The sequence below is a fragment of the Streptomyces sp. NPDC043996 genome (genome assembly GCF_056435225.1).
Map to the genome: position 1 here is coordinate 79,464 of NZ_JBWKEY010000014.1, position 17,678 is coordinate 97,141.

Here is a 17,678-nt window from a genome sequence, read left to right on the forward strand (position 1 = left end):
ATCGGCGCTCCGCGCCTCGTCCTCAAGCGCCGGACGGGCTGGATCGTCGCCTGCTCGGGCTGTTTTCCCACCCACCCAGCCGCGAGCCGCTAGGTCGGGGGGTGCGGTTGCAGCCGCAGGTGTAAGGGTGGGCGGGTGGGGGATAGCCCGTCCGGCGATTGAGGACACGGGGCGGAGCGCCGGGGGGTCAGAAGGCCAGCTGGGCGATCTCCTCGGCGGCTACCGCGCACGCGTCCGCCGCCGGGTCGATCAGGGGAAAGTGACCGACGCCCTCCAGCAGGGTGAGGCCCACGACCTCGCCCGCCTTGGCCGCCGCGTCGGCGTACGCCTCGGCCACCGGCTGGGGGACGACGATGTCGGTGCGCCCCTGGACGATGGTGGTGGCGATGCCGGTGGGCAGGAGCGCGGCCGGGTCGGCATGGGCGAGGCGCTCCTCGAAGCGGGCCCGCAGCTGAGGCGTCCCCGTCTCCTCGGCGTCCAGGAGCTGGCGTACCGCCCCGGAGCACACCCCGAGCTCGGCGGCGACCCGCAGGTCCGCGATCGGGGCGAGCGCGACGACGCCCCGCAGCGGCGCGGGCCCCCGCCTGCGCCACGGGGAGCCCTCCGGCAGGACGTGCCGGGCGGCCGCCCACAGCGCGAGGTGGCCGCCCGCCGAGTGCCCCGTCACCACGGTGCGGCGCGGGTCGGCCGACGGCAGGAACCGGCGGACGAGGCCGGGCAGCGCGTCCAGGGCGGCGGCCACGTCGGCGAAGGTCTCCGGCCAGCGCCCGGCCACGGGCCCGGCGGCTGCGCCCTGCGCGGGGATCGGCCCCGACGGCGAACGCCCCCTGCGGTACTCGACGTTGGCCACGGCGAAGCCGCGCCGGGCCAGGAAGTCCGCGAACGGCGTGATGTGCGCCCGGTCGTAGGGGGCCCGCCAGGCCCCGCCGTGCAACACGACGACCAGCGGCGCCGGTCCCTCGGTGCCGCGCGGCGCGTAGAAGTCCACGACCTGGTCGGCGCCCGCGCCGTACGCGGCGGTGGCGTCCGGCTCCACCGGCGGGTGCGCGAAGGCGGACCGCGCCTCGGCGGCGTCACGGGCCACGGCGGCCTCGTCCGGCATGCGGCAACCTCCAAGCTCTGCGGAGTGCGGGCCCGCCGGTCACCGGCGCAACTGTCCGGCGACCGGCGGGCGTTCGTACCCGTGTCCGGACCACGAGGTCATGATCCAGATTCGGCGGACGCTATCAGGTATCCCGGCAGGACCCGCGCTCCGCGTCCCCGGAACCCGCGACGGTCCTGGCGAGGACCCGGGCCGCGCGCTCCGCGTCCGCGAACGACACGTACAGCGGGGTAAAACCGAAGCGCAGCACGTCCGGCTCCCGGAAGTCGCCGACCACGCCCTGTTCGACCAGGCGCGGCATCACGTGCCGGGCGTCCGCGCAGCGCAGCGCGATCTGGCTGCCGCGCTCGGCGTGCGCGGCCGGGGTGAGGGACTCGACGCGGCCCGCGGGCACGTACGCCTCGACGCACTCCAGGAAGAAGTCCGTCAGGGCGAGCGACTTGGCGCGCACGTCGTCGAGGCGGACGCCGTCCCAGACGTCGAGCGCCGTCTCCAGGGCGAGCAGCGACAGGATGTCCGGGGTGCCGACGCGGCCGCGCACCGCGCCGGGCGCGGGCTCGTACGCGCTCCGCATCCCGAAGGGGTCCGCGTGCCCGTTCCAGCCCGGCAGCGGCGAGTCGAAGCGGGCCTGGAGGTCCTGGCGCACGTAGAGGTACGCGGGCGAGCCGGGCCCGCCGTTCAGGTACTTGTACGTACAGCCCACCGCCAGGTCCACGCCGTGCTCGTCGACGCCGACCGGCAGCGCGCCCGCCGTGTGGCACAGGTCCCACACCACGAGCGCGCCCGCCGCGTGCACCGCCGCCGTCAGGGCGGGCAGGTCGTGCAGGCGGCCCGTCTGGTAGTCGGCGTGGTTGAGCAGTACGGCCGCCGTGCGGGGGCCGAGCAGTCCGGGCACCTCGGCCGGGGCGGCCGGGAGCAGCCGGCAGCGGGTGAGGCGGGCCGCGGACGCGGCGATGTACCCGTCGGTGGGGAACGTCGTGGCGTCCACGACGATCTCGTCGCGCTCCGCCCCGCTCTCCTGGGCGATGCGCACCGCCGCCACCAGCGCCTTGAAGACGTTCACGCTGGTGGAGTCGGAGACGACGACCTGTCCGGGGGCCGCGCCGATGAGCGGGGCGACGCGCTCGCCGACCCGCTCGGGCGCCGTCCACCAGCCGCTCTCCTCCCAGGAGCGGATGCGCAGCTGCCCCCACTCGCGCCGGACCACGTCGGTCAGGCGTGCCTCGACGTTCGCGGGCAGGGCGCCAAGGGAGTTCCCGTCCAGGTAGACGGTGTCATCGAGGGTGAACTCCGCGCGCTTGGCGGCGAGCCGGTCGGCGGCGTCCAGGGCCGAGGCCCGGTCCCGCAGGGTGGCTTCCGTGGTCTTGGAGATGGCTGCGGTCTCAGACATGGCTGCGCGCCGTCCACAGTTCGGGGAACACGTTCTTCGCGGCGCGTTTCTCCAGCCAGGCCACCCCGGCGGAGCCGCCGGTGCCGGTCTTGGAGCCCATCGCGCGGCGCGTGGCCACCAGGTGGTCGTTGCGCCAGCGCCACACCAGCTCGGCGACGTCGGTCAACGCCTCGCCCAGGCGGGCGAGTTCGTCGTCCTCGGCGCCGGAGTAGAGCGCGGTCCAGGCGGCCTCGACGCGCGGCGACGGCTCGTACCTGGCGGCCGTGTCCCGCTCCAGGACCTCGGCCGGGATGTCGTGCCCGCGCCGCGCGAGCAGGCCGAGCACCTCGTCGTACAGGCTCGGCTCCTGCAGCGCCTTCTCCAGCTCCGCGTGGACGCGCGGGGCGCCCCGGTGCGGGACCAGCATGGACGCGGACTTCTCGCCGAGCAGGAACTCCATGCGCCGGTACATCGCCGACTGGAAGCCGGAGCCCTCGCCGAGCGCCCCCCGGTAGGAGTTGAACTGCGCGGGGGTGAGCTGGCCGAGCGGCTTCCACGAGTGGTTCAGCGCCTCCAGCTCCCGCACGGACCGCTTCAGGGCGGCCACCGCGGTGGGCACGTCGTCCTCGCGGAGCGCGCGCGACGCGGTCTCCCACTCGTGGACGATGACGGTGAACCACAGCTCCATGACCTGGGTCGTCACCAGGAAGACCATCTCGCCCGGGTCGTCCGAGCGCAGGTGCTGCAGGTGGGTGAGGACGTCCGCCTGGACGTAGTCCTCGTACGGGGTGGTGCCCGCGAAGTCGAGGTTCGGGCTGTCAGGACTCTCGTCGAGCGTCTCGAGCGTCTCGTGCGTCTTGACCGTCTCGTGAGTCGATTGCGCCGCGTGCGCCTCGTGGGACATCGCTGTCTCCTTGAGCGTACTCCGGGTAGCGGTCCGCCCCTGCCGGTACCGGCACGGGGGCCCCGGTCCCCACCCGCATCCTCCGTAACATCCCCGGAAACGGCAAGACCTGCCAGGTCACAGCGGGTGGCCTGGCAGGTCGTGGGGTGCGTTATCCGAGGGTGTCCGCCGCCGTCGCCGAGGAGTCCCGCAGGAACGTCGCGCAGCGCTCGTACTCCTCCTGCTCGCCGATCGCCTGCGCGGCCCGGGCGAGGGCGTGCAGGGCCCGCAGGAAGCCGCGGTTCGGCTCGTGCTCCCACGGCACCGGGCCGTGGCCCTTCCAGCCGGAGCGGCGCAGGGCGTCCAGGCCGCGGTGGTAGCCGGTGCGGGCGTAGGCGTACGACTCGACGACGCGGCCCGCCTCGAAGGCCTCGTCGGCGAGGCGGGCCCAGGCGAGGGAGGACTTCGGGTACTTGGCGGCGACGTCGGCGGCCGGGGTGCCGCCCGCGAGGAGTTCGCGGGGTTCCGGGTCGTCGGGGAGGTGGGTCGGGGGCGGTCCCCCGAGGAGGTTCTCGTGAATGGCCATGGGTGCCAGTCTGCTCCATCCCCGCCCTCGCGGTGCGCCCCAGGCCCGCCCCTCCCCGCTCCGGGTGCTGCCGCCCCCGTCCCCCCGCTCAAAGCCAACGGCGCTCCGCGCCTCGTCCTCAAACGCCGGACGGGCTGAAACACCGCGCTTGCGCGGGTTGTTTTCCCACCCACCCACCCAGCCGCGAGCCGCTAGGTCGGGGGGTGCGGGGGCAGCAGGGGCTGTAAGGGCGGGTGGGTGGGAGAACAGCCCGTCCGGCGTGTGAGGACGAGGCGCGAAGCGCCGATGCGTTGACCGGAGCCGCGTAGTACCTGGGATGGACGCCGGGGGACCCGTCTCCGTGGGGACGCCCCGCGGCTCAAGCCCCCGTACCGTCGTAGCCGTGACAGACAAGACCCGCAGTCCCGAGTTCCACCTGGCGCAGAACGCCCTGCACGGCCTGCGTGCGGACCTGTTCGAGAACGTCTTCGTGTACCGGCCGCTGCCCCCGCTGCGCCGCGAGGGCCGGTACGCGGTCTGGGCGCCCCACGCCGTCGTCGTGTGCCTGGCGCTGCTCGCCCTGTTCGTCGCGTACGCGGGCGGCTTCGGCGGCTGGGACGCGAGCGGCGAGTTCGCCTGGGCCCTGACCGGGTTCCTGCCCGCGGGCGCGGTGCTCCTGACGCTGGTGCGCCCGGTGCTTGCCTGGTGGTGCTCGCTGGGGATGACCCCGGTGATGCTGGTCCTGAGCGGCGGGGGCTGGGCCCCGTGGCCGCCCGGGTCGCTGGTGGGGCACACGGCGGTGATGGCGGTGGTCGCGGCGCGCACCCGGCCGCGCACGGCGGCCTGGATGTGGGCGCTCACGGCGCTGTACTCGCTGTTCGCCGAGGCGAGCGTCGGCTGGGAGTCGAACACGGTGGAGATGCTGACGTTCAGCGGCGTCGTGCTGGCCCTGGTGGCCCTCGCGACGGCGAACCGGGACGCCCGCCGCGAGGTCGTCGCCGAGCGCACCGTGACCGCCGTGGAGCGGGACAAGCGCACGCTCCTGGAGGAGCGCACCACCATCGCCCGCGAGCTGCACGACGTCGTGGCCCACCACATGTCGGTCGTCGCCATCCAGGCGGAGGCGGCGCCGTACCGGGTGCAGGACCCGCCGCCGGAGCTGACGCAGGCCTTCGCGACGATCCGTGAGAACGCGGTGATCGCGCTGACCGAGCTGCGCCGCGTCCTCGGCGTCGTACGGGCGGAGGACTACGAGGCGCCGGACGCCCCGCAGCCCGTACTCGCCGACCTGGACCGCCTCCTCGACAACGTGCGGGACACGGGCCTCGACGTGGAGAAGGTCGTCACGGGCGGGGTGCGCGAGCTGCCGCAGGGCGTGGAGCTGTCGGCGTACCGGATCGTGCAGGAGGCCCTCAGCAACAGCCTGCGGCACGCGCCGGGGGCGGCGGCCCGGGTGGAGATCGGGTACGTCCTCGGCGGGCTCGGCCTGCGCGTCGTGAACGGGCCCGCGACGGGCCTGGTGAAGCCCTCGCCGGGCGCCGGGCACGGCATCACGGGGATGCGCGAGCGCGTCGGCATGCTGGACGGCGAGATGACGGCCGAGCCGACCGCCGACGGCGGGTACGAGGTGACGGTGTTCCTGCCGGTCCAGGCGGGCGCCCCGGCCGCGGAGACCGCCACGGGCACGGAGGGCGCGGCGTGAGCGAGACCATCCGCGTCCTGATCGCCGACGACCAGATGATGGTCCGCGAGGGCTTCTCCGTGCTGCTCAACGCGATGCCCGACATCGAGGTCGTCGGCGAGGCGGTGAACGGCCGCGAGGCCGTGGAGCGGGTGCGCGCGCTCGCCCCGGACATCGTCCTCATGGACATCCGCATGCCGGAGCTGAACGGCATCGAGGCCACCCGGGAGATCGTCGCCGCCGACGGCGCCACCACCAAGGTGCTCGTCCTGACCACCTTCGACCTCGACGAATACGTCTACCAGGCGCTGCGCGCGGGCGCGTCCGGCTTTCTGCTCAAGGACGCCTCCGCGCGCCAGCTCGCGGACGGCGTACGGGTCGTCGCCGCCGGTGAGGCGCTGCTGGCGCCGAGCGTCACGCGCCGTCTGATCACCGAGTTCTCGAAGCTGTCGGACCGGCCCGGGCTCGCCGGGACCGCGCGGGCGCAGGCCCAGTACGGGGAGCTGACCGAGCGCGAGACGGAGGTGCTCGTGCTGATCGCGCAGGGCCTGTCCAACGCGGAGATCGCCGCGCGCCTCGTCGTCGCCGAGTCCACCATCAAGACGCACGTCAGCCGCATCCTGGTGAAGCTCGGGCTGCGCGACCGGACCCAGGCCGCCGTGTTCGCGTACGAGGCGAGGCTGGTCACGCCCGGGTGAGCGGGGCTAGCGTCCCCGCATGGCCGAACCAGCTCACACAGACGGTGACTTCGGGGGCTTCGCGCCCTCCTCGGAGGCCTTCGTCGCGGACCCCTACCCCGCGTACGCCCGGCTGCGCGCCCGGGGGCGGGTGCACTACTACGGGCCGAGCGACCAGTATCTGATCCCGCGCCACGCGGACGTCTCCGCGCTCCTGCGCGACCGGCGGCTCGGCCGCACCTATCTGCACCGCTACACCCACGAGGAGTTCGGGCGCCAGGCGCCGCCGCCCGCGCACGAGCCGTTCCACGTCCTCAACGACCACGGCATGCTCGACCTGGAGGCGCCCGCCCACACCCGCGTCCGCCGCCTGGTCGCCAAGGCGTTCACGCCGAGGACCGTGGAGCGCCTTCGCCCGTACGTGGCGGGGCTCGCCGACGAACTGGTGCGCGGGCTCGTCGCGGACGGGGGCGGCGACCTCCTCGCCCAGGTCGCGGAGCCGCTGCCCGTCGCCGTGATCGCCGAGCTGCTCGGCATCCCCGAGGGCGACCGCGCGCCCCTGCGGCCGTGGTCGGCGGACATCTGCGGGATGTACGAGCTGAACCCGCCCGAGGCCGTCGCCGCCCGTGCCGTGCGTGCGTCCCTTGAGTTCTCCGCGTATCTGCGCGAGCTGATCGCGCGGCGCCGGGAGCGGCCCGGCGACGACCTGCTCACGGACCTCATCGCGGCCCACGAGGAGGACGACCGGCTGAGCGAGCAGGAGCTCGTCTCGACCTGCGTGCTGCTTCTGAACGCCGGGCACGAGGCGACCGTCAACGCCACCGTCAACGGCTGGTACGCCCTGTTCCGCCACCCCGGGCAGCTGGCCGCCCTGCGCGCCGGGCCCGAGCGGCTGCTGCCGACGGCCGTGCCGGAACTGCTGCGCTACGACACCCCGTTGCAGCTCTTCGAGCGGTGGGTGCTCGACGACATCGAGGTCGGCGGGACCGTCATCCCCCGGGGCAGCGAGGTGGCGCTGCTCTTCGGCTCGGCCAACCGCGACGGGGCCGCGTTCGCCGACCCCGACGCGCTCGACCTGGCGCGCGCCGACAACCCGCACCTCTCCTTCGGCGCGGGCGTCCACTACTGCGTCGGGGCGGCCCTTGCGCGGATCGAACTCGAAGCGTCCCTGCGGGCGTTGCTGCGCCACGCCCCGGGCCTGCGGCTCGCCGCCGAACCCCTGCGGAAGCCGGGCTTCGTGATCCGGGGGCTTGAGGGGCTGCTGGTGGAGGTCTGAGGGGGCGCTCACGGGCCCCAGTGGTCGGTCAGCCGGGGGTGAGGTCCCGGCGGCGCAGGCCCGCGAGGCCCGCCGCCGTCAGGGCCGCCGCGAGGCCCGTGAGCAGCAGCACCGGCGTCCAGGTCAGCTCGCCGCCGGGCAGCTTCGGCAGGTGCGAGAACGGGGAGAGGTTCATGACCGCCCGCGGTACGTCGAGGGCGGGGCCGATCCAGCCGATGACGAGGGCCGCGCCCGCCGCGCCCCAGGAGGCCGGGGCCAGGCGCGGCGAGACGCCCTGGAGCAGCACGGCGACCGCGCCGAGCAGCCAGATCGCGGGCAGCTGCGCCAGGCAGGCGCCGAGGATCGGCCCGGCGTCCTGGCCGTAGCCGAGCGCGAGGCCGCAGGCGGCGAGCAGCATGAGCAGGGCGGCGCCGCCGAACGCGACGACCAGGTGCCCGGCCGCCCACCGCAGCCTGCCGACGGCGTGGGCGAGGACGGGATCGGCGCGGCCCGAGGTCTCCTCGCCGTGCAGCCGCAGGACGGAGGCGACGGCGTAGAGCGCGCCGACCATCGCGATGACGCCGACCATCGCGGACAGGAAGGCGTCGGTGAGCCCGGCGTGGCCGCCCATGCGCTGGAAGATCTCGCGGGTGCTCTCGTTGTCGCCGACCAGGTCGGCGGCGCCGTCCGTCAGGCCGCCGAAGACCACGCCCGCGGCGAGGAAGCCGAGGCTCCAGCCGAGCACCGCGCCGCGCTGCAGCCGCCAGGCGAGCGCGCCCGCCGTGCCGAGGCGCCCGCGCGCGGGCCCCGGCCGCGACGGCAGGAAGCTCATGCCGACGTCGCGGCGCCCGGCCAGCTCGTACGCGGCGGCGCCCGCCACGGCGATGGCGCCCGCGAAGAGCAGGAACACCCACCAGCGTTCGGCGCCGAAGGCGCGGGTGTGCTCCAGCCAGCCCACCGGCGAGCACCAGGTGAGCGGCGATGAGCCGTCCGCCGTGGCCGAGTCGCCCGCCGCGCGCAGCGCGAACGCCGCGCCGAGCAGCGCCGCCGTGAGGCCCTTGGCGAGCCGGGCGCTCTCCGTGAGCTGCGCGAGCACCGCGGCGACGGCGGCGAACACCATGCCGACGCAGCCGGTGCCGAGGCCGAGCGCGAGGGCACCGGCGCCGCCCTCGCCCGCGAGGCCGACGGTGAGCAGCAGTGCGAGGAGGGCGTTGGCGAGGAGCGCCGCGAGCAGCGCGGAGGTCAGCGGCGCCCGGCGGCCGACCACGGCCGACGAGAGCATCTCCTGGCGTCCGGTCTCCTCTTCCTCGCGGGTGTGCCGGACGACGATGACTAGGCTCATCACGGCGGCGAGCACCCCGGCGAAGGTGCCGGCGCGCCAGGCGGTGAGGCCGCCCAGGGACTGGTCGAACACCGGGCCGTAGACGGCGCGCAGGGAGGCGTTCGTGGTGAGCGACGCGACCAGGTCGGCGCGCTCGGCCGGGGTGCCGTACACCTCCTTGAGGGCCCTCGGCATGCTCGTGACCATCAGCGTGATGACCGCGAGCCACACCGGGACGACGACGCGGTCGCGCCGCAGGGCGAGGCGGAGCAGGGGGCGGGTGCCCGCGAGCTGCCGGTGCCCGCCGGTCATCGCGGCACCGCCTCAGGGTTGCGGTCGGCCCTGTCGTCCCGGTCATCGGCCCGGTCGTTCTGGTAGTGCCGCAGGAACAGCTCCTCCAGGGTGGGCGGCGTGCTCGTCAGGGAGCGCACGCCCGACGCGGTGAAGGAGCGCAGGACGGCGTCAAGGCGGTCGGTGTCGACCTGGAGCCGGACGTGGTGGCCGTCGACTTCGAGGTCGTGGACGCCGGGAAGCCGGTCCAGGCCGCTCGGCGGCCCGGCGAGTTCGGCGTGCACGCTGGTGCGGGTGAGGTGGCGCAGCTCGGCCAGCGAACCGGTCTCCACGGTGCGGCCCTTGCGGATGATGGAGACCCGGTCGCAGAGGCTCTCCACCTCGCTGAGGAGGTGCGAGGACAGCAGGACGGTCCGCCCGCGCCGCCGGGCCTCGGTGACGCACTCCTGGAAGACCTCCTCCATCAGCGGGTCGAGCCCGGACGTCGGCTCGTCCAGGACAAGCAGCTCCGCGTCGGAGGCGAAGGCGGCGACGAGCGCGACCTTCTGGCGGTTGCCCTTGGAGTACGCGCGCCCCTTCTTGGTGGGGTCGAGCTCGAACCGCTCCACGAGCTCGGCCCGCCGCGCCGCGTCGAGCCCGCCCCGCAGCCCGCCGTACAGGTCGATGACCTCGCCCCCGGACAGGTTCCGCCACAGGGTGACGTCGCCGGGCACGTACGCGAGGTGCCGGTGCAGCTCCACGGCGTCGTGCCACGGGTGGCGGCCGAGCACCCGCGCCTCTCCCGCGTCGGCCCGCAGCAGGCCGAGCAGCACGCGGATGGTGGTCGACTTGCCCGATCCGTTCGGCCCGAGGAAGCCGTGGACCTCGCCGGGCTCCACGACGAGGTCGAGGCCGTCGAGCGCGTGCGTCGTACCGAAGGACTTGTGCAGTCCGGACACCTCTAGGGCGGGGCGTTCCGCTGGGGCGGGGCGTTCCTTCGTCATGTTTTTGAACGTACGCTGATTTCACAAATTTGTGAAGTTAAGGAACTGCATAAACTCAGGGGTGGCGGGGGTGGGCCGGGAGCAGGGCGCGGGGGATGATCGGCAGATGACCAGGCATGAGGAGACGGGCCCGGACGCGGCGTCGGGGGCGGGGCCGGGCGCGGGGCGCGCCGAGGGTGCTGCGGGCGTTGAGGGCGCTGCGGGCGTTGAGGGTGGCGAGGGCGGCGAGGACCTCGCCGCCGCGTCGCGGTTCACCGAGCAGTTCGCCGCGCAGCTGGTGTGGGCGGGGATGCCGCGCATGCCCGCCCGGGTGTTCGCGGCGCTGCTCGCTTCCGAGTCCGGGACGCTCACCGCGGCGGAGCTCGGCGAGCGGCTGCACGTGAGCCCGGCGGCGGTGTCCGGGGCGGTGCGCTATCTGACGCAGCAGTTCATGGTCTCGCGCGAGCGCGTGCCCGGGTCGCGGCGCGATGTCTTCAGGGTGCACAGCGACCAGTGGTACGAGGCGCTGACGAACCGGGACGCCGTCCTGCGGCGCTGGGAGGGCGCGCTGCGGGACGGGATCGCGAACCTCGGCGCCCAGTCGCCCGCGGGGCTTCGCCTGGCGGAGACGCTGGCGTTCTTCGAGTTCGTCCAGGTGGAGCTGACCGGCATGATGGCCCGCTGGCGAACCCACCGGGAAGAGCTCTTCGGCCCGCCGAGGTGACCCGCCCGCCCGCACCGGTCAGCTCGTCCGCACCGGTCGGCCCGGTCAGCCCGGTCAGCGCGGCAGGGTGAGGACCCAGGCCTTGGGGTGGGCCGTCCAGGTGCGGGTGCGGACGGGACCCGCCGTGTCCCCGTCCGCCCCGTAGCGGAAGTCGGGGCCCGACACCGTCACCGAGCGGGCCCGTGCCCGCAGGGCCGCGCCCTCGCCCCCGGCGGCGCACGTGCGCACCTCCACCCGGGCGAGCCCGCCGCCCCCGGGCGCCACGGACACCCGCTCGACGGGCTGGTCCAGGTCGACCAGCGTCACCCCGTCGGCCTCGACGCGCAGCCGTGCGGGCCCCGCGGCCGCGCGGGCCGCGGGGCGCGTCCCCAGCGTCCGTACCAGCGACTGGCAGGTCCGCAGCCAGGTGTGCCGCTCCCCGGCCGCGCCCTCGCCCGCCTTGGCCCCGGCCTTGGCCGTCGCGCTCCCGGAGGGGATGCGCACATCGCCGAGCACCACCTCGTCCCGGTCGTCGACGAGCAGGTCGAGCCGCCGGGGCACCCCGTCGAGGACGGCCCGCGCCGCCGCGACCGCCCCCGCGGGCACCCCGAGGGCCCGCGCGAGCCGCATCCCGGCGGCGCCACCGGCGACGGGCACGACCGCGAGGTCCGTCGCCTCCAGGGCCCGCTCCCGGTGCAGGACCCCGACGGCCCGCCGCAGGGCCGCGTCGTCGCCGACCACCACGGGCCGCCGCGCACCCCGTCTGACCAGGGCACGGGCGAATTCCTCCGGCCCTTCGGGCAGGCAGAGCTTGAGCGCCGCGCCCGCGCCGAGCACGTCCTTGGCGATGCGCACGGACTCTCCGTCCGCGCTCCGGGCGACCGAGTCGATGATCACGATGAGGTCATCGCGCTGGTCGTGAACCGACACGTGCGCCCTTTCTTTAGTCCTCGGGTAGCATCTTTGTGCAAGAGCCCCTTGCGCTATTGCGCCAGGGGCTTCGTCTATTCCGGGGCGACCAAGGCACACCCACACCGGCGGCGACGGCATCTGGCCGTGGCCCCTGACCTTGGACATGCCCCGCCCGGAAGGGGTGTACGCCTGTGCCCGCACTCGTGCTGCTCGGTGCTCAGTGGGGTGACGAAGGCAAGGGAAAGGCCACCGACCTGCTCGGTGGATCCGTGGACTATGTAGTGCGCTACCAGGGCGGCAACAACGCCGGCCACACGGTCGTCGTAGGCGACCAGAAGTACGCGCTGCACCTCCTCCCTTCCGGGATCCTCTCGCCGGACTGCGTACCGGTCATCGGTAACGGCGTCGTCGTCGACCCGTCGGTCCTGCTCTCCGAGCTGAGCGGTCTGAACGAGCGCGGCGTCGACACGTCGAAGCTGCTGATCAGCGGCAACGCGCACATCATCACGCCGTACAACGTGACGGTGGACAAGGTCGGCGAGCGCTTCCTCGGCAAGCGGAAGATCGGCACGACCGGGCGCGGCATCGGCCCGACGTACGCCGACAAGATCAACCGCACCGGCATCCGCGTCCAGGACCTCTACGACGAGTCGATCCTGAAGCAGAAGGTCGAAGCGGCCCTGGAGCAGAAGAACCAGCTGCTCACCAAGGTGTTCAACCGCCGCGCCATCGAGGCCGAGCAGATCGTCGAGCAGCTCCTGGAGCACGGCGAGAACATCAAGCAGTACGTCGCCGACACCACGCTGATCCTCAACAACGCCCTCGACGACGACAAGGTCGTCCTGTTCGAGGGCGGCCAGGGCACGCTCCTGGACGTGGACCACGGCACGTACCCGTTCGTCACCTCGTCCAACCCGACGGCGGGCGGCGCCTGCACCGGCACCGGTGTCGGCCCGACGAAGATCAGCCGCGTCATCGGCATCCTGAAGGCGTACACCACGCGCGTCGGCGCGGGCCCGTTCCCGACGGAGCTGTTCGACAAGGACGGCGAGGCGCTGCGCACCATCGGCGGCGAGCGCGGTGTGACCACCGGGCGCGACCGCCGCTGCGGCTGGTTCGACGCCCCGATCGCCCGCTACGCGACCCGCGTGAACGGCCTGACGGACTTCTTCCTCACCAAGCTCGACGTGCTCACGGGCTGGGAGGAGATCCCGGTCTGCGTCGCGTACGAGATCGACGGCAAGCGCGTCGAGGAGCTCCCGTACAACCAGACGGACTTCCACCACGCGAAGCCCATCTACGAGACGCTGCCCGGCTGGTCCGAGGACATCACCAAGGCCAAGACCTTCGCCGACCTGCCGAAGAACGCGCAGGGTTACGTGAAGGCCCTGGAGGAGATGTCCGGCGCCCCGATCTCCGCGATCGGCGTGGGCCCGGGCCGCGACGAGACGATCGAGATCAACTCGTTCATCTAGTCGAGGTCGAGCTCTCTAGTCGAGCTCGGCTGATCGGTCCCGTCGGGCACCCGGTGCCTGTCCCGGCCGGTCCCGCCCCGCGCACAGCGGGCGGCGGGGCCGGTCCGGCAGGTACTCCGCGTGCTCACGGCGGGTCAGCTCGCGCCCCACGGCGGCGCAGACCGCTCGGGCGGCCCGCGCCGCCGTGGGCAGGGCGAGCTTCCACAGCAGCGTCTTGCCGTCGCCGCCGGTGGCCAGGGTCCGTCCGTCGGGCGCGAAGGCCAGCGCCCGCACGGGTGTGGCGTGTCCGCCGATGCTGGTGCGGGGACGCCCGGTGGCCGTGTCCCACAGCCGCGCCGCCCGGTCGGCGCCGCTGCCGCTGGCCAGGGTCCGCCCGTCCGGGCTGAACGCGAGCGCGGTGATCGCGCCGGTGTGGCTGGTGAGGGTGGTACGCGTGCGCCCCGTGGCGGTGTGCCACAGCCGCACCGCCTCGTTCTCGTCGCCGCTGGCCAGGGTGCGCCCGTCCGGCGCGAAGGCCACGGCGGTGACTCCGCCGGTGTGGCCGCCGAGCGTGGCCGTGCGCCGCCCGGTGGCCGTGTCCCACAGCCGCACCGTCCGGTCCCCGCTGCCGCTGGCGAGGGTGCGCCCGTCGGGGCTGAACGCGAGCGCGGTGATCTCCCCGGTGTGGCCGCTCAGGGTGGCCCGGGTGGCGCCGGTCGCCGCGTCCAGGAGCCGTACCTTCTCCATCGCGTGGTCGACGGCCAGCGTCCGTCCTTCGGGGCTGAGGGCCACCACGGTGACCACGCCGCCGGGGCCGCTGAGCGTGGCGCGCCGTCTGCCGGTGGCCGCGTCCCACACCCGTACCGTCCGGATGTCGTCGACGGTGGTCAGCGTCCGGCCACTGGGCGCGAAGGCCGCCGCGAGGACCGGGTCCGCGAGCGTGGCCCGCTTCCTGCCCCCGGCGACGTCCCACAGGCGCGCCGCCCCGTCGTCGCCGACGGTGACCAGGGCGCTCCCGTCGGGGCTGAACGCGAGCGCGGAGACCGGGCCCGTGCGGTCGGTGAGCGTGGTGCTCGTGCGGGGGCCCGTGGTGCTCCACAGCCGCGCCGTCCGGTCGTAGCCCCCGGAGGCGAGGGCGCGCCCGCCGGGCGCGAAGGCCACGGCGGAGACGGGCGCGGTGTGGCCGGTGAGGGTGGTGCGCGTGCGCCCGGTGGCGGGGTTCCACAGGCGTACGGTCTTGTCGGCGCCGCCGGTGGCCAGGGTCCGCCCGTCGGGGCCGTAGGCCACCGAGGTGATCTCGCCGGTGTGCCCGGTGAGCGTGCGGTACGGGCGGCGCGCGCCGACGTGCCACAGGCGCACGGTCCTGTCGTAGCCGCCGCTGGCGAGGGTGCGGCCATCGGGGCTGAACGCCACCTGCGAGACCTCGGCGGTGTGCCCGGTGAGCGTGGCCTTCCGGCGGCCCGTCGCGGGGTTCCACAGGCGTACGGCCCTGTCGGCGCCGCCGGTCGCGAGGGTGCGCCCGTCGGGGCTGAACGCCAGGCCCGACACCTCGGCGGTGTGGCCGCCGACGACGGCGCGGGTGCGTCCTGTGGCCACCCGGGACAGGCGCACGCCGCCGTCGGCGCCGCCGCTGGCCAGCGTGCGCCCGTCGGGGCTGAACGCCATCGAGAAGACCGCGTCCCCGCGGCGGTCCAGGGTGGTGCGGGTCTCGCCGGTCGCGGGGTCCCACAGCCGTACGGTGCCGTCGGCGCCGCCCGTGGCCAGGGTGCGTCCGTCGGGGCTGAACGCCACCGTGTAGACGTCCCCGGTGTGGCCGCTGAGGGTGCGCTTCAGCGCCCCGGTAGCCGCGTTCCACAGCCGGACCGCCCCGTCCCCGCCGCCGGTGGCCACGGTCCGCCCGCCGGGCCCGAACGCCACCGTGAGAACCGGCCCCCTGTGGCCCGTGAGCCGGTGGCGGAGCGGGAGTTCGGCCGCCGCGTACAGGCTGCTCGCGGCCTCCGGCGTGGCGGCCGTGCGGTGGGCGCCGACCGCGAGCAGCGCCGCCAGGTCCGGGTCCGTGCCGAGCAGCGTCGCGGACTGCGCGGCCAGCTGCCGGGACTGGGCCACGCGCTGGGCGGCGCGGGCCCGGTCGCGCTCGCGGTCGCTGTCGCGGCTCTGCTGCCAGGCGATCAGGCTCGCGGTCAGGACGAGGACGAGCAGCGCGGAAAGCGCCGCCGTGAACCGCCGCAGACGGCGCGTCACCCGGGCCGCCGCGCGCCGCTCCTGGTCGCGGGCGGTGGTGCTCGCGGTCAGGAAGTCCCGCTCCAGGGCGGTCAGTTCGGGGTGCGCGCGGGCCTCGGGGAAGTGCTCGTCGGCGGTGGCGAGACGGGTGCCCCGGTACAGCGCGCCGCCGTCCCCGCCGAGCTCCCGCCAGGCCTCGGCGGCCTCGGTGAGCCGCCGGTGGCAGCGCAGGCGCTCGCGGTCCTCCTCGATCCACGCGCGCAGCCGGGGCCAGCCCGCGATGACGGCCTCGTGGGCCAGGTCGACGGTGTCGTGGTCGAGGGTGATGAGGCGGGCCCGGGCGAGCCGGTCGAGCACCTGCGCGGTGACACCGCCGTCGTCGGCACCGGCGTTTCCGGCCTCCTCTGCCTCCCCGGTTTCGAACTCCGCGCGCGGTACCGGGCGGCGGGTGTCGGGCGTGCCGTCGCCCGGTGTGATCAGGCGCAGCAGGACGCGGCGGGCCACGCTCCGCTGGTGCGGAGGGAGCTCCGCGCACAGGTCCTCGGCGGTGCGGGCGAGCGCCCCCGCGACCTCGCCGCAGGCCTCGTACGCGGCCATCGTCAGGGTGCGGCCCTGGCGGCGGCGCCAGGTCTCCAGGAGCGCGTGCGAGGTCAGCGGGAGACCGCCGGGCTGGTCCAGGGTCTCCTCGATCAGCCGGGCGGTCAGGGCGCGTTCGACGATCAGGCCGCGCGCGGCGGCGGGGCGCACGATCGCCGCGCGCAGCTCGTCGGGGCCCATCGGCGCCACCGGCAGGCTCGCGTCGCGCACCGCGCGGGCCAGCTCGCGGTGCTGGAGGCAGTGGCCGTAGAAATCCGCCCGTACGCCGAGGACCACGCGCAGGCGGTGGCGCGGATCGCGGGCGGAAAGCAGCAGGGCGAGGAACCGCTCGCGCTCGCCCGGGTCGCGGCACAGCGTGAAGGCCTCCTCGAACTGGTCGACCACCAGCCAGGTGTCGCCCTCGCCCGCCGCCGCGTCGAAGAGGCGGCCGTGGGTGCGGGCGGGCCTCGGTCCCGGGGTGAGCACGCGGATCGCGGCGGGCCCGCGCCCGCCGGGGTCCGGCTCCTGGAGGCGGGGGATGAGCCCGGCGCGCAGGAGCGAGGACTTGCCGCTGCCGGAGGGGCCGAACACGGCGACGACGCGGTGGGCGCGGGTCAGGCCTTCGAGTTCGGCGGTGAGCCGCTCGCGGCCGAAGAACAGCTCCCGGTCCCCGGGCTCGAAGCGGGCGAGGCCCTGGTAGGGCGGCGGTCCCTCGTCGTCAGCGGGGAGCGCGGCCTGCGCGCGCCGCGCCGCCCGCCAGCGCCGCTCCCAGTCGCCCGGGTCGCCCCCGCAGGCCTCCACATAGGCGAGGGCGACCGCGAGGGACGGCAGCTTCTCGCCCGCGACGGCGTAGGCGAGCGCGGTGACGGAGTACTCCGAACGCGCGGCCATCGCCCGGTAGGTGGGCGCGCCCGCCGCGCGGCGCAGCTCCCGCAGCTCGTGCGCGAACCGCTCCACAGGACCGGCCGCCGGGTCGACCGGCTTCTCACGACGCCCCACCACGCCCCCCTGTCGCCCCCGTAGGCATGCGGAACGGCACCAGGCCTACCGGGTGCGGCGGCGGTACGGAAGCCGCCCGCGCGCCAATTCCCGTGCCTGCCCGCGCCGTTCTCCCGTGCTCCGGCTTTTGTCCCGAGGTGCGTACGGGGCTGCGGGACAACGCCGGGACGGCTGACATCGCTGGTGTACGCCCCGGCCGCCACCGGCGACGAGGGCGTGCGCCACCGATGTCCACCGCGTCACCCGACGCCACGTACGTCAGATGACGCCACGTACAAGGAGATTGACCATGCGCATGAGCACCCGGATCGTTCCGTTCGCGATGACCACCGCGCTGCTCGCGGGAGGTACGGCCGCGCTTGCCACCGGCGCGAGCGCCGCCGAGCCGACGGCGGACGCGGCCGTGTCCTGCTACGGCAGCGCCCGCAACTACACCGGCACGCCGGGCGGCCCCGGCCGCAACGCGCACTGGCCCGCCACCGGCACGTACGCGTACGCCACCCGCAACTGCGCCGACATCAACCTGAAGGTCAACTACACCCGGCAGGTGCGGATCTGCTTCAAGAACACCGGCCAGTGCAACGCCTGGAAGACCGCCCGCAAGGGCGTGTGGAAGGTGGCGGCCTCCAACGTGCGGGACGGCGCGGGCTTCTACGTCCAGTTCAAGGGCGCGAACCGGAGCACCGGCAAGATCGCCTACTGAGCCGC

The 17,678-nt window shown here is 74.8% G+C and carries 14 protein-coding genes; 6 read left to right on the plus strand and 8 right to left on the minus strand.

Annotated features, from left to right (window positions below):
• Positions 1-187 precede the first annotated feature (187 nt).
• The 4 genes from AC07A4_RS31610 to AC07A4_RS31625 form a co-directional block, all read right to left on the minus strand.
• Positions 188-1,102: an alpha/beta hydrolase gene (locus AC07A4_RS31610; protein ID WP_478605226.1), complete on the minus strand. Its 915-nt coding sequence runs from the start codon at positions 1,100-1,102 to the stop codon at positions 188-190.
• Positions 1,103-1,226: 124 nt separating this feature from the next.
• The gene (kynU, locus tag AC07A4_RS31615; RefSeq protein ID WP_478605228.1) at positions 1,227-2,492 is read right to left on the minus strand and encodes a kynureninase; all 1,266 of its coding nucleotides are present in this window, start codon (positions 2,490-2,492) and stop codon (positions 1,227-1,229) included.
• Entirely contained in the window at positions 2,485-3,375 is an 891-nt protein-coding gene (locus tag AC07A4_RS31620; protein WP_478605231.1) for a tryptophan 2,3-dioxygenase family protein, read from the minus strand. Before AC07A4_RS31620 ends, kynU begins: the two co-directional genes overlap by 8 nt.
• A 151-nt stretch (positions 3,376-3,526) precedes the next feature.
• On the minus strand, positions 3,527-3,940 hold the full coding sequence (locus tag AC07A4_RS31625; protein ID WP_478605233.1) for a DUF3151 domain-containing protein: 414 nt from the start codon (positions 3,938-3,940) through the stop codon (positions 3,527-3,529).
• Positions 3,941-4,322: 382 nt separating this feature from the next.
• Between AC07A4_RS31625 and AC07A4_RS31630 the strand changes: the two genes are divergently transcribed.
• From AC07A4_RS31630 to AC07A4_RS31640, 3 genes are read left to right on the plus strand one after another with little or no spacing between them, the layout of a single operon-like run.
• Positions 4,323-5,621, plus strand: coding sequence for a sensor histidine kinase (locus AC07A4_RS31630; RefSeq protein ID WP_478605235.1), 1,299 nt, complete (start codon positions 4,323-4,325; stop codon positions 5,619-5,621).
• A complete protein-coding gene (locus AC07A4_RS31635) occupies positions 5,618-6,298 on the plus strand; it encodes a response regulator (protein ID WP_478605238.1) in 681 nt (226 codons plus the stop codon). Before AC07A4_RS31630 ends, AC07A4_RS31635 begins: the two co-directional genes overlap by 4 nt.
• A gap of 19 nt (positions 6,299-6,317) precedes the next feature.
• Positions 6,318-7,553, plus strand: coding sequence for a cytochrome P450 (locus tag AC07A4_RS31640; RefSeq protein WP_478605240.1), 1,236 nt, complete (start codon positions 6,318-6,320; stop codon positions 7,551-7,553).
• A 28-nt stretch (positions 7,554-7,581) separates the two neighbouring features.
• Here the strand turns inward: AC07A4_RS31640 and AC07A4_RS31645 are convergent, their stop codons facing one another.
• Both AC07A4_RS31645 and AC07A4_RS31650 read right to left on the minus strand, forming a co-directional pair.
• A complete protein-coding gene (locus AC07A4_RS31645) occupies positions 7,582-9,165 on the minus strand; it encodes an ABC transporter permease (RefSeq protein WP_478605243.1) in 1,584 nt (527 codons plus the stop codon).
• Positions 9,162-10,127 carry an ABC transporter ATP-binding protein gene (locus tag AC07A4_RS31650; protein WP_478605245.1) on the minus strand — a complete coding sequence of 322 codons (966 nt, stop codon included), beginning with the start codon at positions 10,125-10,127 and terminating at the stop codon, positions 9,162-9,164. The genes AC07A4_RS31645 and AC07A4_RS31650 overlap by 4 nt, the downstream gene beginning before the upstream one ends.
• A 106-nt stretch (positions 10,128-10,233) precedes the next feature.
• On the opposite strand from AC07A4_RS31650, the gene AC07A4_RS31655 reads away from it, so the two are divergent.
• Complete coding sequence (locus tag AC07A4_RS31655) at positions 10,234-10,830, plus strand: GbsR/MarR family transcriptional regulator (RefSeq protein WP_478605248.1); 597 nt, start codon at positions 10,234-10,236, stop codon at positions 10,828-10,830.
• Positions 10,831-10,884: 54 nt separating this feature from the next.
• On the opposite strand, the gene AC07A4_RS31660 is transcribed toward AC07A4_RS31655, so the two are convergent.
• On the minus strand, positions 10,885-11,739 hold the full coding sequence (locus tag AC07A4_RS31660) for a diacylglycerol kinase (RefSeq protein ID WP_478605251.1): 855 nt from the start codon (positions 11,737-11,739) through the stop codon (positions 10,885-10,887).
• 173 nt (positions 11,740-11,912) lie between these two features.
• Here AC07A4_RS31660 and AC07A4_RS31665 point away from each other — a divergent pair, with 173 nt between their 5' ends.
• The gene (locus AC07A4_RS31665) at positions 11,913-13,196 is read left to right on the plus strand and encodes an adenylosuccinate synthase (RefSeq protein WP_478605253.1); all 1,284 of its coding nucleotides are present in this window, start codon (positions 11,913-11,915) and stop codon (positions 13,194-13,196) included.
• Positions 13,197-13,211: 15 nt separating this feature from the next.
• On the opposite strand, the gene AC07A4_RS31670 is transcribed toward AC07A4_RS31665, so the two are convergent.
• Positions 13,212-16,970 (minus strand): nSTAND1 domain-containing NTPase, encoded by a 3,759-nt coding sequence (locus AC07A4_RS31670; protein ID WP_478605256.1) that lies wholly within the window; start codon positions 16,968-16,970, stop codon positions 13,212-13,214.
• 289 nt (positions 16,971-17,259) lie between these two features.
• On the opposite strand from AC07A4_RS31670, the gene AC07A4_RS31675 reads away from it, so the two are divergent.
• Complete coding sequence (locus tag AC07A4_RS31675; RefSeq protein WP_478605259.1) at positions 17,260-17,673, plus strand: hypothetical protein; 414 nt, start codon at positions 17,260-17,262, stop codon at positions 17,671-17,673.
• Positions 17,674-17,678 lie beyond the last annotated feature (5 nt).